The 13,327-nt window shown below is 50.1% G+C and carries 12 protein-coding genes; 6 read left to right on the top strand and 6 right to left on the bottom strand.

Annotated features, from left to right (window positions below):
* Window positions 1–531: 531 nt before the first annotated feature.
* The 6 genes from F1593_RS25680 (at window position 532) to F1593_RS25655 (ending at window position 6,982) form a co-directional block, all read left to right on the top strand.
* The gene (locus tag F1593_RS25680) at window positions 532–1,542 is read left to right on the top strand and encodes a LacI family DNA-binding transcriptional regulator (protein ID WP_149404412.1); all 1,011 of its coding nucleotides are present in this window, start codon (window positions 532–534) and stop codon (window positions 1,540–1,542) included.
* Between the two features lie 110 nt (window positions 1,543–1,652).
* A complete protein-coding gene (locus tag F1593_RS25675; protein WP_149404411.1) occupies window positions 1,653–2,933 on the top strand; it encodes an ABC transporter substrate-binding protein in 1,281 nt (426 codons plus the stop codon).
* Between the two features lie 31 nt (window positions 2,934–2,964).
* Window positions 2,965–3,930: a carbohydrate ABC transporter permease gene (locus F1593_RS25670; RefSeq protein ID WP_149404410.1), complete on the top strand. Its 966-nt coding sequence runs from the start codon at window positions 2,965–2,967 to the stop codon at window positions 3,928–3,930.
* A gap of 18 nt (window positions 3,931–3,948) precedes the next feature.
* A complete protein-coding gene (locus F1593_RS25665; protein WP_149404409.1) occupies window positions 3,949–4,782 on the top strand; it encodes a carbohydrate ABC transporter permease in 834 nt (277 codons plus the stop codon).
* A gap of 416 nt (window positions 4,783–5,198) precedes the next feature.
* The gene (locus F1593_RS25660) at window positions 5,199–6,068 is read left to right on the top strand and encodes an alpha/beta hydrolase family protein (RefSeq protein WP_149404408.1); all 870 of its coding nucleotides are present in this window, start codon (window positions 5,199–5,201) and stop codon (window positions 6,066–6,068) included.
* Between the two features lie 242 nt (window positions 6,069–6,310).
* Window positions 6,311–6,982 carry a LysM peptidoglycan-binding domain-containing protein gene (locus F1593_RS25655; RefSeq protein ID WP_149404407.1) on the top strand — a complete coding sequence of 224 codons (672 nt, stop codon included), beginning with the start codon at window positions 6,311–6,313 and terminating at the stop codon, window positions 6,980–6,982.
* A gap of 587 nt (window positions 6,983–7,569) precedes the next feature.
* Here F1593_RS25655 and F1593_RS25650 read toward each other — a convergent pair.
* The 6 genes from F1593_RS25650 to F1593_RS25625 form a co-directional block, all read right to left on the bottom strand.
* Complete coding sequence (locus F1593_RS25650; RefSeq protein WP_149404406.1) at window positions 7,570–7,788, bottom strand: hypothetical protein; 219 nt, start codon at window positions 7,786–7,788, stop codon at window positions 7,570–7,572.
* Between the two features lie 128 nt (window positions 7,789–7,916).
* Window positions 7,917–8,558, bottom strand: a complete 642-nt coding sequence (locus F1593_RS25645; RefSeq protein WP_308483128.1) for an RNA polymerase sigma factor — start codon at window positions 8,556–8,558, stop codon at window positions 7,917–7,919.
* 215 nt (window positions 8,559–8,773) lie between these two features.
* Window positions 8,774–9,430 carry a thiamine phosphate synthase gene (gene thiE / locus F1593_RS25640; RefSeq protein ID WP_149404404.1) on the bottom strand — a complete coding sequence of 219 codons (657 nt, stop codon included), beginning with the start codon at window positions 9,428–9,430 and terminating at the stop codon, window positions 8,774–8,776.
* Window positions 9,427–10,236, bottom strand: coding sequence for a hydroxyethylthiazole kinase (gene thiM, locus F1593_RS25635; protein WP_149404403.1), 810 nt, complete (start codon window positions 10,234–10,236; stop codon window positions 9,427–9,429). The genes thiE and thiM overlap by 4 nt, the downstream gene beginning before the upstream one ends.
* 131 nt (window positions 10,237–10,367) lie before the next feature.
* Window positions 10,368–11,207: a bifunctional hydroxymethylpyrimidine kinase/phosphomethylpyrimidine kinase gene (gene thiD, locus F1593_RS25630; protein ID WP_216368993.1), complete on the bottom strand. Its 840-nt coding sequence runs from the start codon at window positions 11,205–11,207 to the stop codon at window positions 10,368–10,370.
* Between the two features lie 57 nt (window positions 11,208–11,264).
* The gene (locus F1593_RS25625) at window positions 11,265–12,824 is read right to left on the bottom strand and encodes a purine-cytosine permease family protein (RefSeq protein ID WP_149404402.1); all 1,560 of its coding nucleotides are present in this window, start codon (window positions 12,822–12,824) and stop codon (window positions 11,265–11,267) included.
* Window positions 12,825–13,327: the final 503 nt, after the last annotated feature.

Raw genomic sequence — 13,327 nt, 5'->3', positions numbered from 1 at the left:
CTCATCCTTTTTCGTCCTTTCTTGCTCAGCTTATCGCTTTTCTTGTTCAGCTTTTTTGCGGACAACCTGAACAGGTACGATGAGGGCACTCACGCTCAGGTCTCGATGACGGAAAACCATACAGGCAGGGAGCTCTTGCTTCACCCCCATTTGTTGGAGTAGGTGCACTAACACATGCAGGTACACCTATACAGCAAGCAGGCACAAGGTCCTGAGGCTCAATAGCGCAAGATATAGTTGATACATAACAACTGATTAGGAATCCCAGGTTCGTAATTCTATACAAGAATGTCCAACTTGTCTATCTATACAGCCTTGAATGGTAATTTTTTCGCATTCTTTCATCCATAGCAATAAAGGCAGGAAGCGCATTCATGTATATCTTTGGAGAGCAATAGTGTTTTTTTACTGATATCTTTTTTGAAGTAGTACTTCCATAAGCTTGACAACAACATATATTTATGTTAAATAATTAATGTAACACGTTTATCGATAAACCAGTATGCGCTTCTGCAACGGTGAAGGAGCTTCATGACGACTATTTACGACATTGCAAAGGCAGCAGGCGTCACAGCAACGACAGTATCAAATGTGCTACATGGCAAAGGTTCTGTCAGTGCGGCAACTCGCGCCAGGGTTATGCAATATGTACAGGATATGAAATACAGCCCAAATATGGTGGCCCGCAGTTTGATCCAGGGGCGTACCAAAATTATTGGACTGGTCCTGCGCGATCTCAATAGCCCATTTTTTTCCGAGATTACGACAGCGGTTGAATCATTAGCCTATCAGGCCGATTTGCGCGTTTTTGTCTCCACATTTACCACCGACAATCAGGTCAACCAGCATATGCTGCAGGATCTGGCGTTAAGGCGCGTGGATGGCATTCTCGTTCTCTCCTCCGCGATTAAGCCGCGAGAGTTACAAACGTTCTCACTTCCGAATCTTCCCTTAGTCTATTGTCTCGGTGAAAGCGATGCAAGCAAAATCTTTCCAGCTGTGTCATTTGATTTCTATCAAGGTGGTCGGCTCGCAGCCGAGCATCTTCTGGCATTAGAACATCGAAATATAGGGATTATCACCCACAAAACTCCTGAGGGTGGCATTGAGCATTTTGCCCGTGTCAACGGCATGCTCGAAACGCTAAGCAAACATCAGATCACTGTGGATGAAGGGATGATCAAAGCAGGCCAGTCCTGTCTGGAAGATGGACGCGCCGCAGCTTACGAACTGTTATCCGGTCCACAACGCCCAACAGCTATTTTTACTACCAATGATTTAATGGCGATTGGTACTATTTCAGCTGCGTGGCAACTTGGTATACGCATTCCAGAAGATCTTTCTGTGATCGGGTTTGATGATATTTCGCTGGCGCGCTTTACCACACCGCCCCTGACTACAATCAAACTAGATACTAACGCAATGGCTAAACAAGCGATTGAACTGCTTCAACAGACAATCAGCCAGCCAGACAATCCCTCGCCACCCCTTATACCAGTCAGGCTCGTCGAACGGGCCTCAACTGGATTTGCACATAGATAGGCATGCCACAAAAATAATAAGAACAAGAAAGGAATAATTTCATCTCAAGTAATGAGGATTTCAACGCAGATTTCCATTTATGTTGTTTATAATAATTGAGGAGGCAATGAATGCCCATAAACTCATTATCGCTCAGATTTTCTAAAGCCGCACGGGGCTTCCTGTGCACACTGACACTTTTCTCCGTACTCTGCACCTTAGCCGCCTGTACGTCTGGTACAGCAAGCGGTAAAATCCATTTGACCATGTGGTATTGGAACCGCTCGATTGATGACAGTGTGATCGCTCAGGTGGGCAAACAATTCCCCAATATCGATCTGACGGCGGAAAAAATTACTGACTATGATACCAAGGTCAGGACGACCATGGCCGGTCACAACGGAGTACCAGACATTCTCGCAGTCAACGCTAACCTTTCCACCTATTTCCCCGATGAGAATCAATTTGTCGACCTGCGCACCCTCGGCTCTGATGCTCTTAAATCTACCTATTTACCCTGGAAATGGAATCTTGGCACCACACCCACTGGCCGCCAGATCGCCATACCGATGGATACAGGCCCGACGGCTCTCTTCTATCGCTCCGACATCTTCGCCAAAGCTGGCTTGCCAACTGATCCAACCCAGGTCACCAACACCTTGAAAACCTGGGATGATTATATGCAGGCGGGCGATAAGATCAAACAGGCAACCAATGGTAAAGTTAAATTGATTGACAATATTGCGACTATCTACGGCATGGTGCTGGGACAACAACCTTTACAATATGCTGACCGATCAGGCAAGTATATTGGCGATGGTGGCAATGTCAAAAACGCCTGGAATACAGCGATAAAAATGTATCAGCAGGGGAATAGCGCCGAGGTTGTCAACTGGACCAACGACTGGAATGCCGCGATCAGCAATGGAACGGTGGCCTCATTCGTCGGAGCGGTCTGGATGAAGCAGCCCTTATTCGAAGCCGCTGCAAACACCAAAGGAAACTGGCGCGTCGCCCGCACACCAGGTGGAGATGGTAATAACGGTGGCTCATTCCTCACCATTCCCGCGGCCACCACACATGCGAAGGAAGCGTATCAGGTGATCTCCTGGCTGCAGAATCCAGACAACCAGCTCACTGCCTACAAAGATCTGCAATTATATCCATCGGCACTGGAAACCCTGAACAATCCAGCCCTCAATGCCAATGAAGATTTCTTTGGTAAGGAGAATACGAACGCCGTCTTCGCCGAAGCCGCCAAAAATATCCCCAACTTCTACCTCGATGCCAATCATGACGTGGTTGGACAGGATTTTGTCAATGCATTAGGACTGGTATCCGCCACCAATAAAAATCCCGATGCAGCCTGGAACGATGCGCAGATAGCCGTTCAACGCGATTTATTACGTTAATCATCTCATCCAATGAAGGAGAGAAACTACTATGGGTAGCGTCAGTCCAATCACTCTGCCTCAGAGTGAAACAAAAACCAAATCGCATGCCGCGAGCGGCCAACAAAAAAGTAAGTTCCGTAAATACTTGCCTTTATATCTGTCTATTCTGCCCTACTTTGTCATCTTTCTCGTCTTTAGCCTAGTACCGATCATCTTCTCGCTCTACCTCGCCTTCCAGCGCTGGGATGGCATCGGCAAAATGACCTTTGTCGGCTTCAACAACTTTACCTATGCCCTGACAGATCCACTGTTTGGGACCGCAATCCTCAATACCTTTGAGGTTTGGATTATGTCTACCGTCCCTATGCTTTTCCTGGCATTGGCGATGGCCTTTCTGCTCAACCAGCGGAAACGTTCCAAATTCCTCTATCAGGTCTGCTTCTTCCTGCCCAATATTACCTCCATCGTTGCAGTGACGCTGATCTTCAACTCGTTCTTTGGGGTCCAATATGGCCTGTTTAACGCAGTTCTGACGGCCCTGCATCTGCCAGCAGTCCAATGGTTCAGTGACTTCTGGGCCATGAAATGGATGCTCGCGATGGTTGTGATGTGGCGCTGGATTGGCTATAACGGATTGGTCTATATGGCGGGCCTGCAAAGCATCCCGACCGATTTCTACGAGGCTGCACGCCTGGATGGAGCCAATACCTTCAACATATTCTTCCGCATCACCATTCCGTTACTACGACCAGTCATCCTGTTTACCGTCATCTCCTCGACGATTGGCGGACTGACCCTCTTCACCGAACCAAAAATCCTGTTCAATGGTGCCGCAGGACAAAGCATCCCCGGTGGTATCGGTAGCCAGGGTCTGACGATGTCGCTCTACCAATATTATGAGTCATTTACGACCTTCCACTTTGGCTATGGTGCGGCGGTGAGCTGGGTGATCTTCTTTATCCTGGTCATTTTTACCCTGCTCAACTGGAAACTCGTCCAACGCGGTGAGAATTAAGACAAAGGAGTCCACACGATGACAGATTACGGAACGCGTACGCAGCGTATCATTACGCACATCATTTTATTGCTATTTTTGCTTATCTCGGTTATACCCTTCTATTGGATGATCGTGATGGCGACAAACACGACCAATGATATCTACCACGTCCCCCCTATTCTGTTCATTGGCAACCAGTTGTGGGCCAATTTTTCCAAAGTCTTGCAAAATATTGATTTCTTGCGCAACTTTGGCAATACACTACTGGTATCAACGATCATCACAGTACTGGTGCTCTTCTTCTGCTCACTGGCAGGCTTTACCTTTGCCAAGTTTGAATTTCCAGGACGGAATATACTCTTTGTGATCTTGCTCGGCACGATGATCATTCCAACAGCCAGTTCACTGGTCGCATCATTCGTGATCATGGCGGATTTCCATTGGATCGGCACGTTCTTGCCACTGATTGTGCCCGGCATGGTGACCGCCTTCGGCATCTTCTGGATTCGTCAGTATTCAATTTCAGCGATTCACTCTGATCTGATTGATGCCGGTCGCCTGGATGGCTGTGGACATCTGCGCCTCTATTGGAGTGTGGCGCTCCCTGCCCTGCGCCCGGCCCTGGGCTTCCTGGGCGCGATTACGTTTATCAATGCCTGGAATGATTTTCTGTGGCCTTTGATTGTCCTCAACGATGCCAAAACCTATACCTTGCAGGTCGCGTTGGCCCAACTTAATGGCGTCTACAACACAGACTATAGCATGGTTATGGCGGGAACATTAATGGCAACGCTACCCTTGATTATCATTTTCTTCTTCGGCGCTCGCCAGTTTATCGCCAACATCTCAGCGGGAGCATTAAAATTCTAGCTCGTTTGCTCCAGATGCAACCATGGCGAAGCCGATTTGATCAAGTCGGCTTCGCCTTTCTTCGTTTCTATGGCAAAAATGTCACTCCTCGCCTCAAGAATAAGCCTGGCGCTCTTTTTTGAGCACATTCCAATTTTCCATGAGTATTTATGCTAAAACTCTTTTTGCATCTACCGATCCAATGGTGTAATATAGATAAAAGAACGAATTCATAGTACTAGCATCTCTGGCATGTGCTTATAATTGTTTCTCGGGCACTCTCGATGGAAGAGGGCGCTAAGAAATCACCACCACAACGTGCCACACATGCTCAATACTGGTGCACTTGAGCATCAAGCTGCTGAACAATTCAACCATCGGATGCAACCAATGACAGGAAGCGTTTTGACATTCTTTTGAAAGACGGAGAAAATGCTATGCTCGATCCCAAATTCTTTGACTATCCCGCGACGACATCATCTGAAGTTCATGTCATTTCACAACAGCACCATAAACATGCCACAATACAGGACATCACGTATCCCAGTCCTGCGGGTGGACAAGTGCCCGCCTATCTGATCGTGCCGGATAGACAGGGACCGTTCGCTGGCATGATCTTTGTGCATTGGGGACAGCTAGATCGCCATGAGTTTGTCGATGAGGCGATGATCCTGGCCGAACTGGGCGTGGTGTCACTGTGTATCGATGCCCCGACACGTCGTCCACGAGCCTTGCAGGCAAATATACCAGCCGAGACAGCGGCACGTGATCTGGGCCTCCAGATCGTCGCTGACGTGCGTCATGGGATTGATATCCTGGCTGCACGTCCTGATATTGATCTACAGCGCCTCGGCTACGTTGGACATAGCTACGGTGCAACCAATGGTGGGATAATCGCAGGCGTCGAGAAGCGTTTTAAGACCTATGTCCTGATGGCAGGTTATGCCAGCATGTCTGATGCCTATCGCGTTAGTAACCATCCGTTTCTCTCCAAATGGCGGCATAGAACTTCATGGGAAGAGCAGGAGCGCTATTTACACCTCATCGAGCCCCTGGATGCTGTCCATTATATTGGGTATGCCACACCGGCAAGCGCTTTCTTTCAGTTCAGCCATCAGGATGAGTTTGTTTCAGAAGAGCAGGCTCTACGCTATTTTGAGGCGGCCAATCATCCAAAACAAATGCGCTGGTACGATAGTAGCCATGAATTGAATGCACAGGCCCGCATGGACCGCGCCCGCTGGCTGTGCCAGGAACTCAAGCTAGGATCCCTGCCTGCAAGAATTGAGACAAAATTAAGCGAATAGCTATCCACACCACACCATGACATAGATGTAGGTAATTAGGGCTATCTACATCTATGCTTCCCTATGCTTCAATGTGTTTCATGCTATACTATGCATGTTCCTAAAACCTACACAGAGGGGGGCACAATGGTGAACCCCTTAAAGACGTGTGGGGAAACTGAGAAGTTGTTAGTCAAGGTGAGAATAAATTGCAAGTACATCAAAACATTCGGAATTACTTATGTGTAGATAGTAAAAAAAGTATGATTGCAGTGCGTTTAACTGCTATGATAAGTTTACTCGGCGTGCTGGGCGTTGCCTTCGGTCTAAGCAGCCTGGTTCCCAGCGCGCATGCCGCAGCCAATTGCGCGAACCCATACACCGTCCGTTCTGGGGATACCCTGAGCCAGATCGCTAATCGCTACCACACGACGTGGCAAACACTGGCCTCCAAAAACGCATTGGTGAATCCAAACCTGATCTTTCCTGATCAACAATTGTGTATCACCAGCGCTGGAGCAACTGCTCCAACAACCATCAGCCCGGTGGTACAAACAGCACCAGGCGTCCATTCAGCTGCTCCTGTTGCTCCTGTTGCTCCTGTTGCTCCTGTTGCTCCAAAACAGGCTGCGCCAGTCCTGACGACAACGAAGACCAGCGTCAGTGGTATAATCGATGAAATCTTCGGTTCCTATGCTGCCAGCGCCAAACAAATCGCGACCTGTGAGTCTGGATTAAACGCAGGTGCCACCAATTCAATTTCCATTGGTGGAAGCAATGCGGCCGGTGTATTTCAGATCTTGTATCCAAGCACCTGGAATACCACATCACAGGCCGGACAATCCCCATACAACGCCCGAGCGAATATCATTGCCGCTCACGACATCTTTGTCCGTGACGGTTACAGCTGGCGCGAATGGACCTGCCGGGGTTAATCAAGCAGGCAGACAAATAAACATCTCTCGATTCGGTCGTCAGTAAAAAGAAACACAACTTCTCCAACAGAATGACCTGAAAGGAAGGCCCTCCAGCCGCTAGCTATTGCCTCTGGAGGGCTTTTTCTGGCGTTCATGGCACTCAAAGGGGATAAGTGTATGTGATTATCCAACGGTTTTTAACACTCAAATGAATAAGTTGTGCACTGAGTAAATAGACAGGAACTAAGTTGGCTGGCAACAGTGTCTCTGTCTTTTCAGGTGAAAGCGGGTCGCAGGGGCAGCAGCCCCCTAGGTGCGAACGTAAGGCTTTTCAAGCGGAATTGCAAAGGGCGGCGAGCCCTTTGCCGGGGTTTGGGGTGTCCCCAAATACCTCTTTTTCTTTTTTTCTTCGCCGCCGCGTGCGGCGGCGAGAGGGAAGTGAGAGACCGGGGCTGTTCGCACCTATGGGGCGGCAGCCCCTGACGGAGCGCGCTGGCAGGCATGACAGTCCTCGCCATTATTCCCTTTCCCTCATCACTCGGAAGGATAAAGAGCCTGGCAACACAGGCCAAAATACAAAAGACGCAGGCTTTTGAGCCTGCGTTCTATGCTAACTGATCCAGATCGTCTTCAACCTGGATCAGCTCAAAGTCTTTCCAGTGCGAAAGTGGTCTGGGCTGCGGTAAAAGTGAGACCGCTTGCATAATGCGTCCAACCATGTCCGTAGGCGGTTCAACATGAAGCATATCTGTAAACAGCTCATCCACCTCACTATCATCCAGTACCGTATCATTCTGTAAGAAATCTAATGACAGATTGTTCATGCTAAAATCCCTCCTACACTCTTCGTATTTATTTCTTCTTTAACGTCTGGTTTTAATACGCTAAAGCTAAGAGAGAAGTTTCAGAATTCCAAGCATTATATTAGAAATCTTAAAATTTCATAAGGAAATTAAGATGCGGAATGAACGACCCGTGGCTGCCAGTGCTGTGACATTGCGGCACGTAACAGGGGGCGCGCACGCTGGAAATAGGTTTTGGCGGTCGCTTCTGGCATGCTGAGAGTCTTGCCGATCTCTGAGAAGCTCAACTGGGAGGTGTAGCGCAAGAGCACAACCATGCGGAATTTCGGAGGTAAGGCATCAATTGCCTCGCGCAGTTTCGCTTTCAGATCGCTACGCTCAGCCATTTCATCCGGCAAGGGACTACCATCAGGAATAATTGCCAGGGGAGAAAGATCGTCCTCATCGTGCGAGGCTTCGAGATCAGAAAAGTGGATTGCCCGTTTGCGACGAAGCTCATCCAGACAGCGGTTGCGCGCTACCTGGAACAACCAGGCTTTGAGAGGCTCACCGGTGCGCAGGGTTGGCATTGAAATGTAGAGCTGTGTAAAAACTTGCTGAGAAATATCACAGGCCTGATCATAGTCATTCAATAGATGGCAAATAAAATTAAAGATAGGTGTATTATAACGCTGTACTAATACCTCGAAGGCTCTCTGATCACCAGCCAGTGTCTGCTGTACCAATACACCATCAGTCAATTCATTATTCTGTAGAGTTACTTTTACATTTTCCCGAACTTGCATTTGCATCAACCTCACTTTCTTTTGTCTCCATAAGCATAGTTTTTTTGAGATGAGAATACAAGCGTTTTTGAGGCTGATAAACTCTGCTATAAGAGAGTCTAAGCATAAACTTAAGAGATTAGAAAAACCTTAACGTGATGGGAAACACACAGACCCTCTATCATTACTGCTGGATTTTTCCTGTTTCCTTATATATCCTCTTGTTGAAGCGGTATTGTCCGTTAGAGATGGAGACGGATGGCGAGCTGGCGCGTGGCCGCTGTGATGTCTTCAGCGGCGACGACGGCGGTGATCACGGCAACACCAGTGGCTCCTGCCCGAAGAACTTCGGTGGCATTATCAGCCGTGATGCCGCCGATAGCGACAAGCGGCGTGCTATAGCGACGCGAGATGTCAGTGAGTAAGCTAAGACCAACAGGCTCGCCCGCATCATCTTTAGTGCGGGTAGGATAGATGGGGCTGATGCCGAGATAATCAGCCCCCGCGCTGATGCCAGCGACCGCTTCTTCCATCGTGCCAGCCGTGATGCCCAGAATGCGATCCGGTCCTAAGAGTGTACGAGCCAGTTCGCCGGGCATATCATCCTGTCCGACATGCACTCCATCGGCATTGATCGCCAGGGCAACATCGATACGATCATTGACGATCAGGAGCACACCGTGTTGTGCTGTGAGTTCACGCAAGGCCATACCTTCATTGATCAAGATTCGTGTACTGGCCTGTTTGTCACGCAACTGTATCACGGTCGCGCCCCCGGCAATGGCTGCCGCTGCAACCTCCAGCATGCTACGTCCACGCGACCAATTGCGATCAGTTAAAACATGGAGTGACAGGTTATGTTTCCCCGTTAACGTTGGGAATATATCTGGATGACTCATAGAATAGTCACTTTCTGCCGTTCGCGTAGCTGGTCTGCCGTCAACACCGCCACGGCATCCAGCAGATGAGAGCGGAAGGTGCCGGGTCCACCAGCCTGGGGAGCCGCATTCTCACCCGCGATACCCATGATAACCAACGCCGCCGTAGCTGCCAACCAGCTATCCTGCTCAACCGCCAGCAGGCCACCAATCAGACTGGTAGCCATACAACCGCTGCCCGTAATAGTTGCTAAAAGCGGATCTCCATTATCCACTTCAGCCACACGCTCGCCATCCACAATCACGTCACGGGCCCCGGTAATCGCCACGGTACAGCCAAACACACCGGATGCGTTGCGCGCGATAACCGCCGGGGCCGCGCCAGCCGAAATAGATTCCACCCCCCGCGTCTCGCTCTCCACACCGATCAATGATCCTACCTCTGAAGCATTCCCCCGCAACACCGAAATGTGTAATTCGGATAGCAAGCGGAGCGCGTTTTGAGTGCGAAAGCGCGTCGCTCCGGCCCCCACGGGATCGAGTACAATCGGGATATGCAGTTCATTAGCGCGCTTGCCAGCCAGTAACATTACATCCACCTGCTCAACCGTCAGCGTCCCAATATTCAATACCAGCGCGCCCGCCAATCCTACCATCTCCTCTACCTCTTCAGGAGCATGAGCCATCACTGGCAGCGCCCCCAGTGCCAGCGTAATATTCGCGGTATCATTCATCACCACCATATTAGTAATATGATGTACCAGGGGTTTATTGGTGCGCACCCGTGTCAGGAGCGCCCCCAGGTCAACAGTACTTCCATTTGTCATGCTATCCTCCTTGTTGAACATTATTTCGGTATCCTCATACCTATCACCACTTGCCCATGCTGTCTATGTCTATCAAAAAGAGAGACACGCCTACAACGAACACTACACCAGATGTGCCGGACAGGATTTGCTTATTCAGCCTGCATGGATGATTGCTCCCATAACCAGAAGTGCTCGACCGGCCCATGCCCATGTCCAATCTGCGATCCAATCGCGTGCTGGATCGCTCCAGTTATGTAGCGTTTGGCTCGCACGGCGGCTTCATCTACCGACCAGCCACGCGCCAGGAAGGCGGTAATGGCTGCTGAGAAGGTACAGCCGGTACCATGCGTATGTTGCGTATCCACACGTGTCGCACGTAATTCTACAAACTCTTGCCCGTCATAAAAAATATCGATAGGATCTTGCTCGCGATGTCCTCCTTTGACTACCACATAGCGCGGCCCCAGAGCATGGATAGCGCGTGCAGCCTCGCGCATATCAGCGAGAGATTGTAAGGGACCACGGCCTGTCAAAACTTCAGCCTCTGGCAAATTAGGTGTGACCAATTCAGCCAGCGGTAAGAGTCGCGTGATTAGCGTCTGTACGGCATCGGACTGCAACAGGTGCGCGCCTCCTTTGGCGACCATCACAGGATCAACGACTAGCCGGAGCTGCCAGCGCTGCACACTATCCGCCACCGTTTCGATAATCTCTGAGCTTGCCAGCATGCCTGTTTTGGCGGCGTCGGCACCGATATCTTCCATTACTGCATCGATCTGAGCTGTAATCATAGGTAGAGCTATATTCAGCGTGCTTTGGACACCCAGCGTATTTTGCGCCGTCAGCGCGGTAATAGCAGAGGTGCCATAAACGCCCAATGCCGCGAATGTCTTCAAATCCGCCTGAATACCTGCACCGGCACCGGAATCAGATCCAGCAATCGTCAGAGCACGCGCAACCTGCTCTCTGTTATCCTGCATCTCCGACATACGATACCCCCTATACTCCTATAGAACTATTCGCTTACCTTTATAGACTACTTTTCACTATCTATGAATTTCATCATGAACTACGTCCGCTCCAGTATAATCCCGGGCGGATTTTGAGTGCCGAAAATACTTCCATCCCAGCAGGAGATAGACACCAGCACTCACCAGCGCGCCGATAATACCGCTCACGTCCACGCCACCAAGTACGCGGGCCAGTGGACCCTGCCAGGGAGTCGCCAGCCACGGCAAAGTGGCAGATCCAATAAATGGAAGCGTCACGACCAGACCAATCATCCATGCAATAACAGCACGCCAGAACACGCCTCCTCGATACCAGTAGCTGCCAGCTCGTCCACGGGTCAAATCATGAACAGTATAAGAGCCATGCCGGAAGACAAAGAAATCGATCAGCAGGACAGCCGCCCAGGAGGGGACCCAGAGATAGGTGAGCAGCAGAAAATCTGTATAGAAGCTGAGGAATGCGTTGTTCAGTTCGGTGTACGTGCGGGCCCGATTAAAGTGGGAAAAGAAACCAATGCCATAGACGAAAATACCACCGAGCAAGCCGCACACCAGGGCCGAGGTCCAACGCCGCAATGGAATATCCATTGCCAGCGCAACCAGGCCAGCGGTGTACACATCGAAATAGTTGGCCCAGATTTCTCCCAACACCACAAATAATAAAAAGGGAACGGTTAACCAGGGTGGACTGGCCGTGGTAATCACGCTCAGCAGATCGCCATTGGCTGGATTTATCGTGGAAAGCACCATGCCCAGGATACCCAGCAGCGCCACTGGCAATCCTATTCCCAGACCAGTCCACCAGGCGGTATGGCGTGCGGAAACGGTCAGCGGCAAATAGCGCGAGTAGTCAGAGGCAAAGGGAATCCACGATGCCACCAGCGCATAGATGAAACTGCCTCCGACCGCAATGGCGGCGAAACGAGATGAGCCATGGACCGTCGTCGGAAACTGCCAATGGACCTTTGGGAATAAGAAAACGAACAACAGCGCACAGAAGATCATGAAGACAAGCGCACCATATTTCTCAAAAACATGGACGGTTTGATGTCCATAAATCGCTACCACGACCGATGCAATCAGGACCAGCGTGATGGCTCCCAGTGCCACTTCCGTCGTTTTAGGCACACCGAAAATGCCTAATAATTGGACCAGTGCCCAGCCGCCGATGATACAGTCGACCGCAAACCAGCCAAGCGCCATGAGCCACGTCAATAGCGCCGCTGGATAGACGCCCCGATGTCCATAGACACCACGAGCAAAGATCATCTGCGGCGTTCCCGTACGCGCGCCAGTCGCGTTTAACAAACCGTGAAGGATCGCGGCACAGGCGGCTCCCAGCATAATTGCCAGCGCGCTATCCAGCAAGCCCAATTGTCCCTGATGAGCTCCCACAGCCAGTGGCGCGCTGATCACCAGAGCTCCCGTCAATAACGATATATAATTGGAGACAGAGCCGGTCCAGACCAGGGCCAGCCCATGTGGAGAACCATGGCGCTCAGCAGCCGGTACTGGCTCCATGCCACGCAACTCAATCCTCAGAAACTCATCCTGTCGCACCGGCTGGCGCTCAGCGACCTTCACCTCTTCAGACACAGACAAAACCTCCTTGCGTCAGGCTCAAACATCTTCTCCCTTACACACAATAAAAAACGGCGCTGCACACAATGCCAGCACCGTCGAAGTCGCATCTATCCTGTATCCAAGAAGTGTCACTCCCTAACGCTAGCATTATCTAGATCAGGTTTAAGCGGTCGATGACAATTGGACATATCATGGATACATCCGGGTCACCCTCTCAGCCTGGCATTTCCAAGCTCCCGCGCACTCAAACATGAGAATCACGTTCTATGATATTTTCAGTTGTATATTTATACGCTCATAGGCGTACTTTGAAATAATTTATCCATCCAAACGAACTATCCATTAGTATAACACATCGCAATGCTGTTTGCGATGCCAGAACACGTTTCTACCAGGGCTTTCCAATTCTAAAAAACGGAACAGTAGCCAGTGAGCAAGAGATCAAGAGCCTTGTCATACGATGCATCAAAATAGCGCATCTGTCGGGCAACATTGCACACGCCGACACGATCCAT

This window comes from Dictyobacter arantiisoli (assembly GCF_008326305.1).
In the GTDB taxonomy this organism is placed as follows: Bacteria; Chloroflexota; Ktedonobacteria; order Ktedonobacterales; family Ktedonobacteraceae; genus Dictyobacter; species Dictyobacter arantiisoli.
Note: the sequence above shows the minus strand (reverse complement) of the source record. Positions and strands in the feature narration are given on the sequence as shown.

Excerpts from the sequence above, each read along its gene's own strand:
- F1593_RS25680 (WP_149404412.1), top strand. The coding sequence starts at position 532 with ATGACGACTATTTACGACATTGCAAAGGCAGCAGGCGTCACAGCAACG.
- F1593_RS25675 (WP_149404411.1), top strand. The coding sequence starts at position 1,653 with ATGCCCATAAACTCATTATCGCTCAGATTTTCTAAAGCCGCACGGGGC.
- F1593_RS25670 (WP_149404410.1), top strand. The coding sequence starts at position 2,965 with ATGGGTAGCGTCAGTCCAATCACTCTGCCTCAGAGTGAAACAAAAACC.
- F1593_RS25665 (WP_149404409.1), top strand. The coding sequence starts at position 3,949 with ATGACAGATTACGGAACGCGTACGCAGCGTATCATTACGCACATCATT.
- F1593_RS25660 (WP_149404408.1), top strand. The coding sequence starts at position 5,199 with ATGCTCGATCCCAAATTCTTTGACTATCCCGCGACGACATCATCTGAA.
- F1593_RS25655 (WP_149404407.1), top strand. The coding sequence starts at position 6,311 with ATGATTGCAGTGCGTTTAACTGCTATGATAAGTTTACTCGGCGTGCTG.
- F1593_RS25650 (WP_149404406.1), bottom strand. The coding sequence starts at position 7,788 with ATGAACAATCTGTCATTAGATTTCTTACAGAATGATACGGTACTGGAT.
- F1593_RS25645 (WP_308483128.1), bottom strand. The coding sequence starts at position 8,558 with ATGCAAATGCAAGTTCGGGAAAATGTAAAAGTAACTCTACAGAATAAT.
- thiE (WP_149404404.1), bottom strand. The coding sequence starts at position 9,430 with ATGAGTCATCCAGATATATTCCCAACGTTAACGGGGAAACATAACCTG.
- thiM (WP_149404403.1), bottom strand. The coding sequence starts at position 10,236 with ATGACAAATGGAAGTACTGTTGACCTGGGGGCGCTCCTGACACGGGTG.
- thiD (WP_216368993.1), bottom strand. The coding sequence starts at position 11,207 with ATGTCGGAGATGCAGGATAACAGAGAGCAGGTTGCGCGTGCTCTGACG.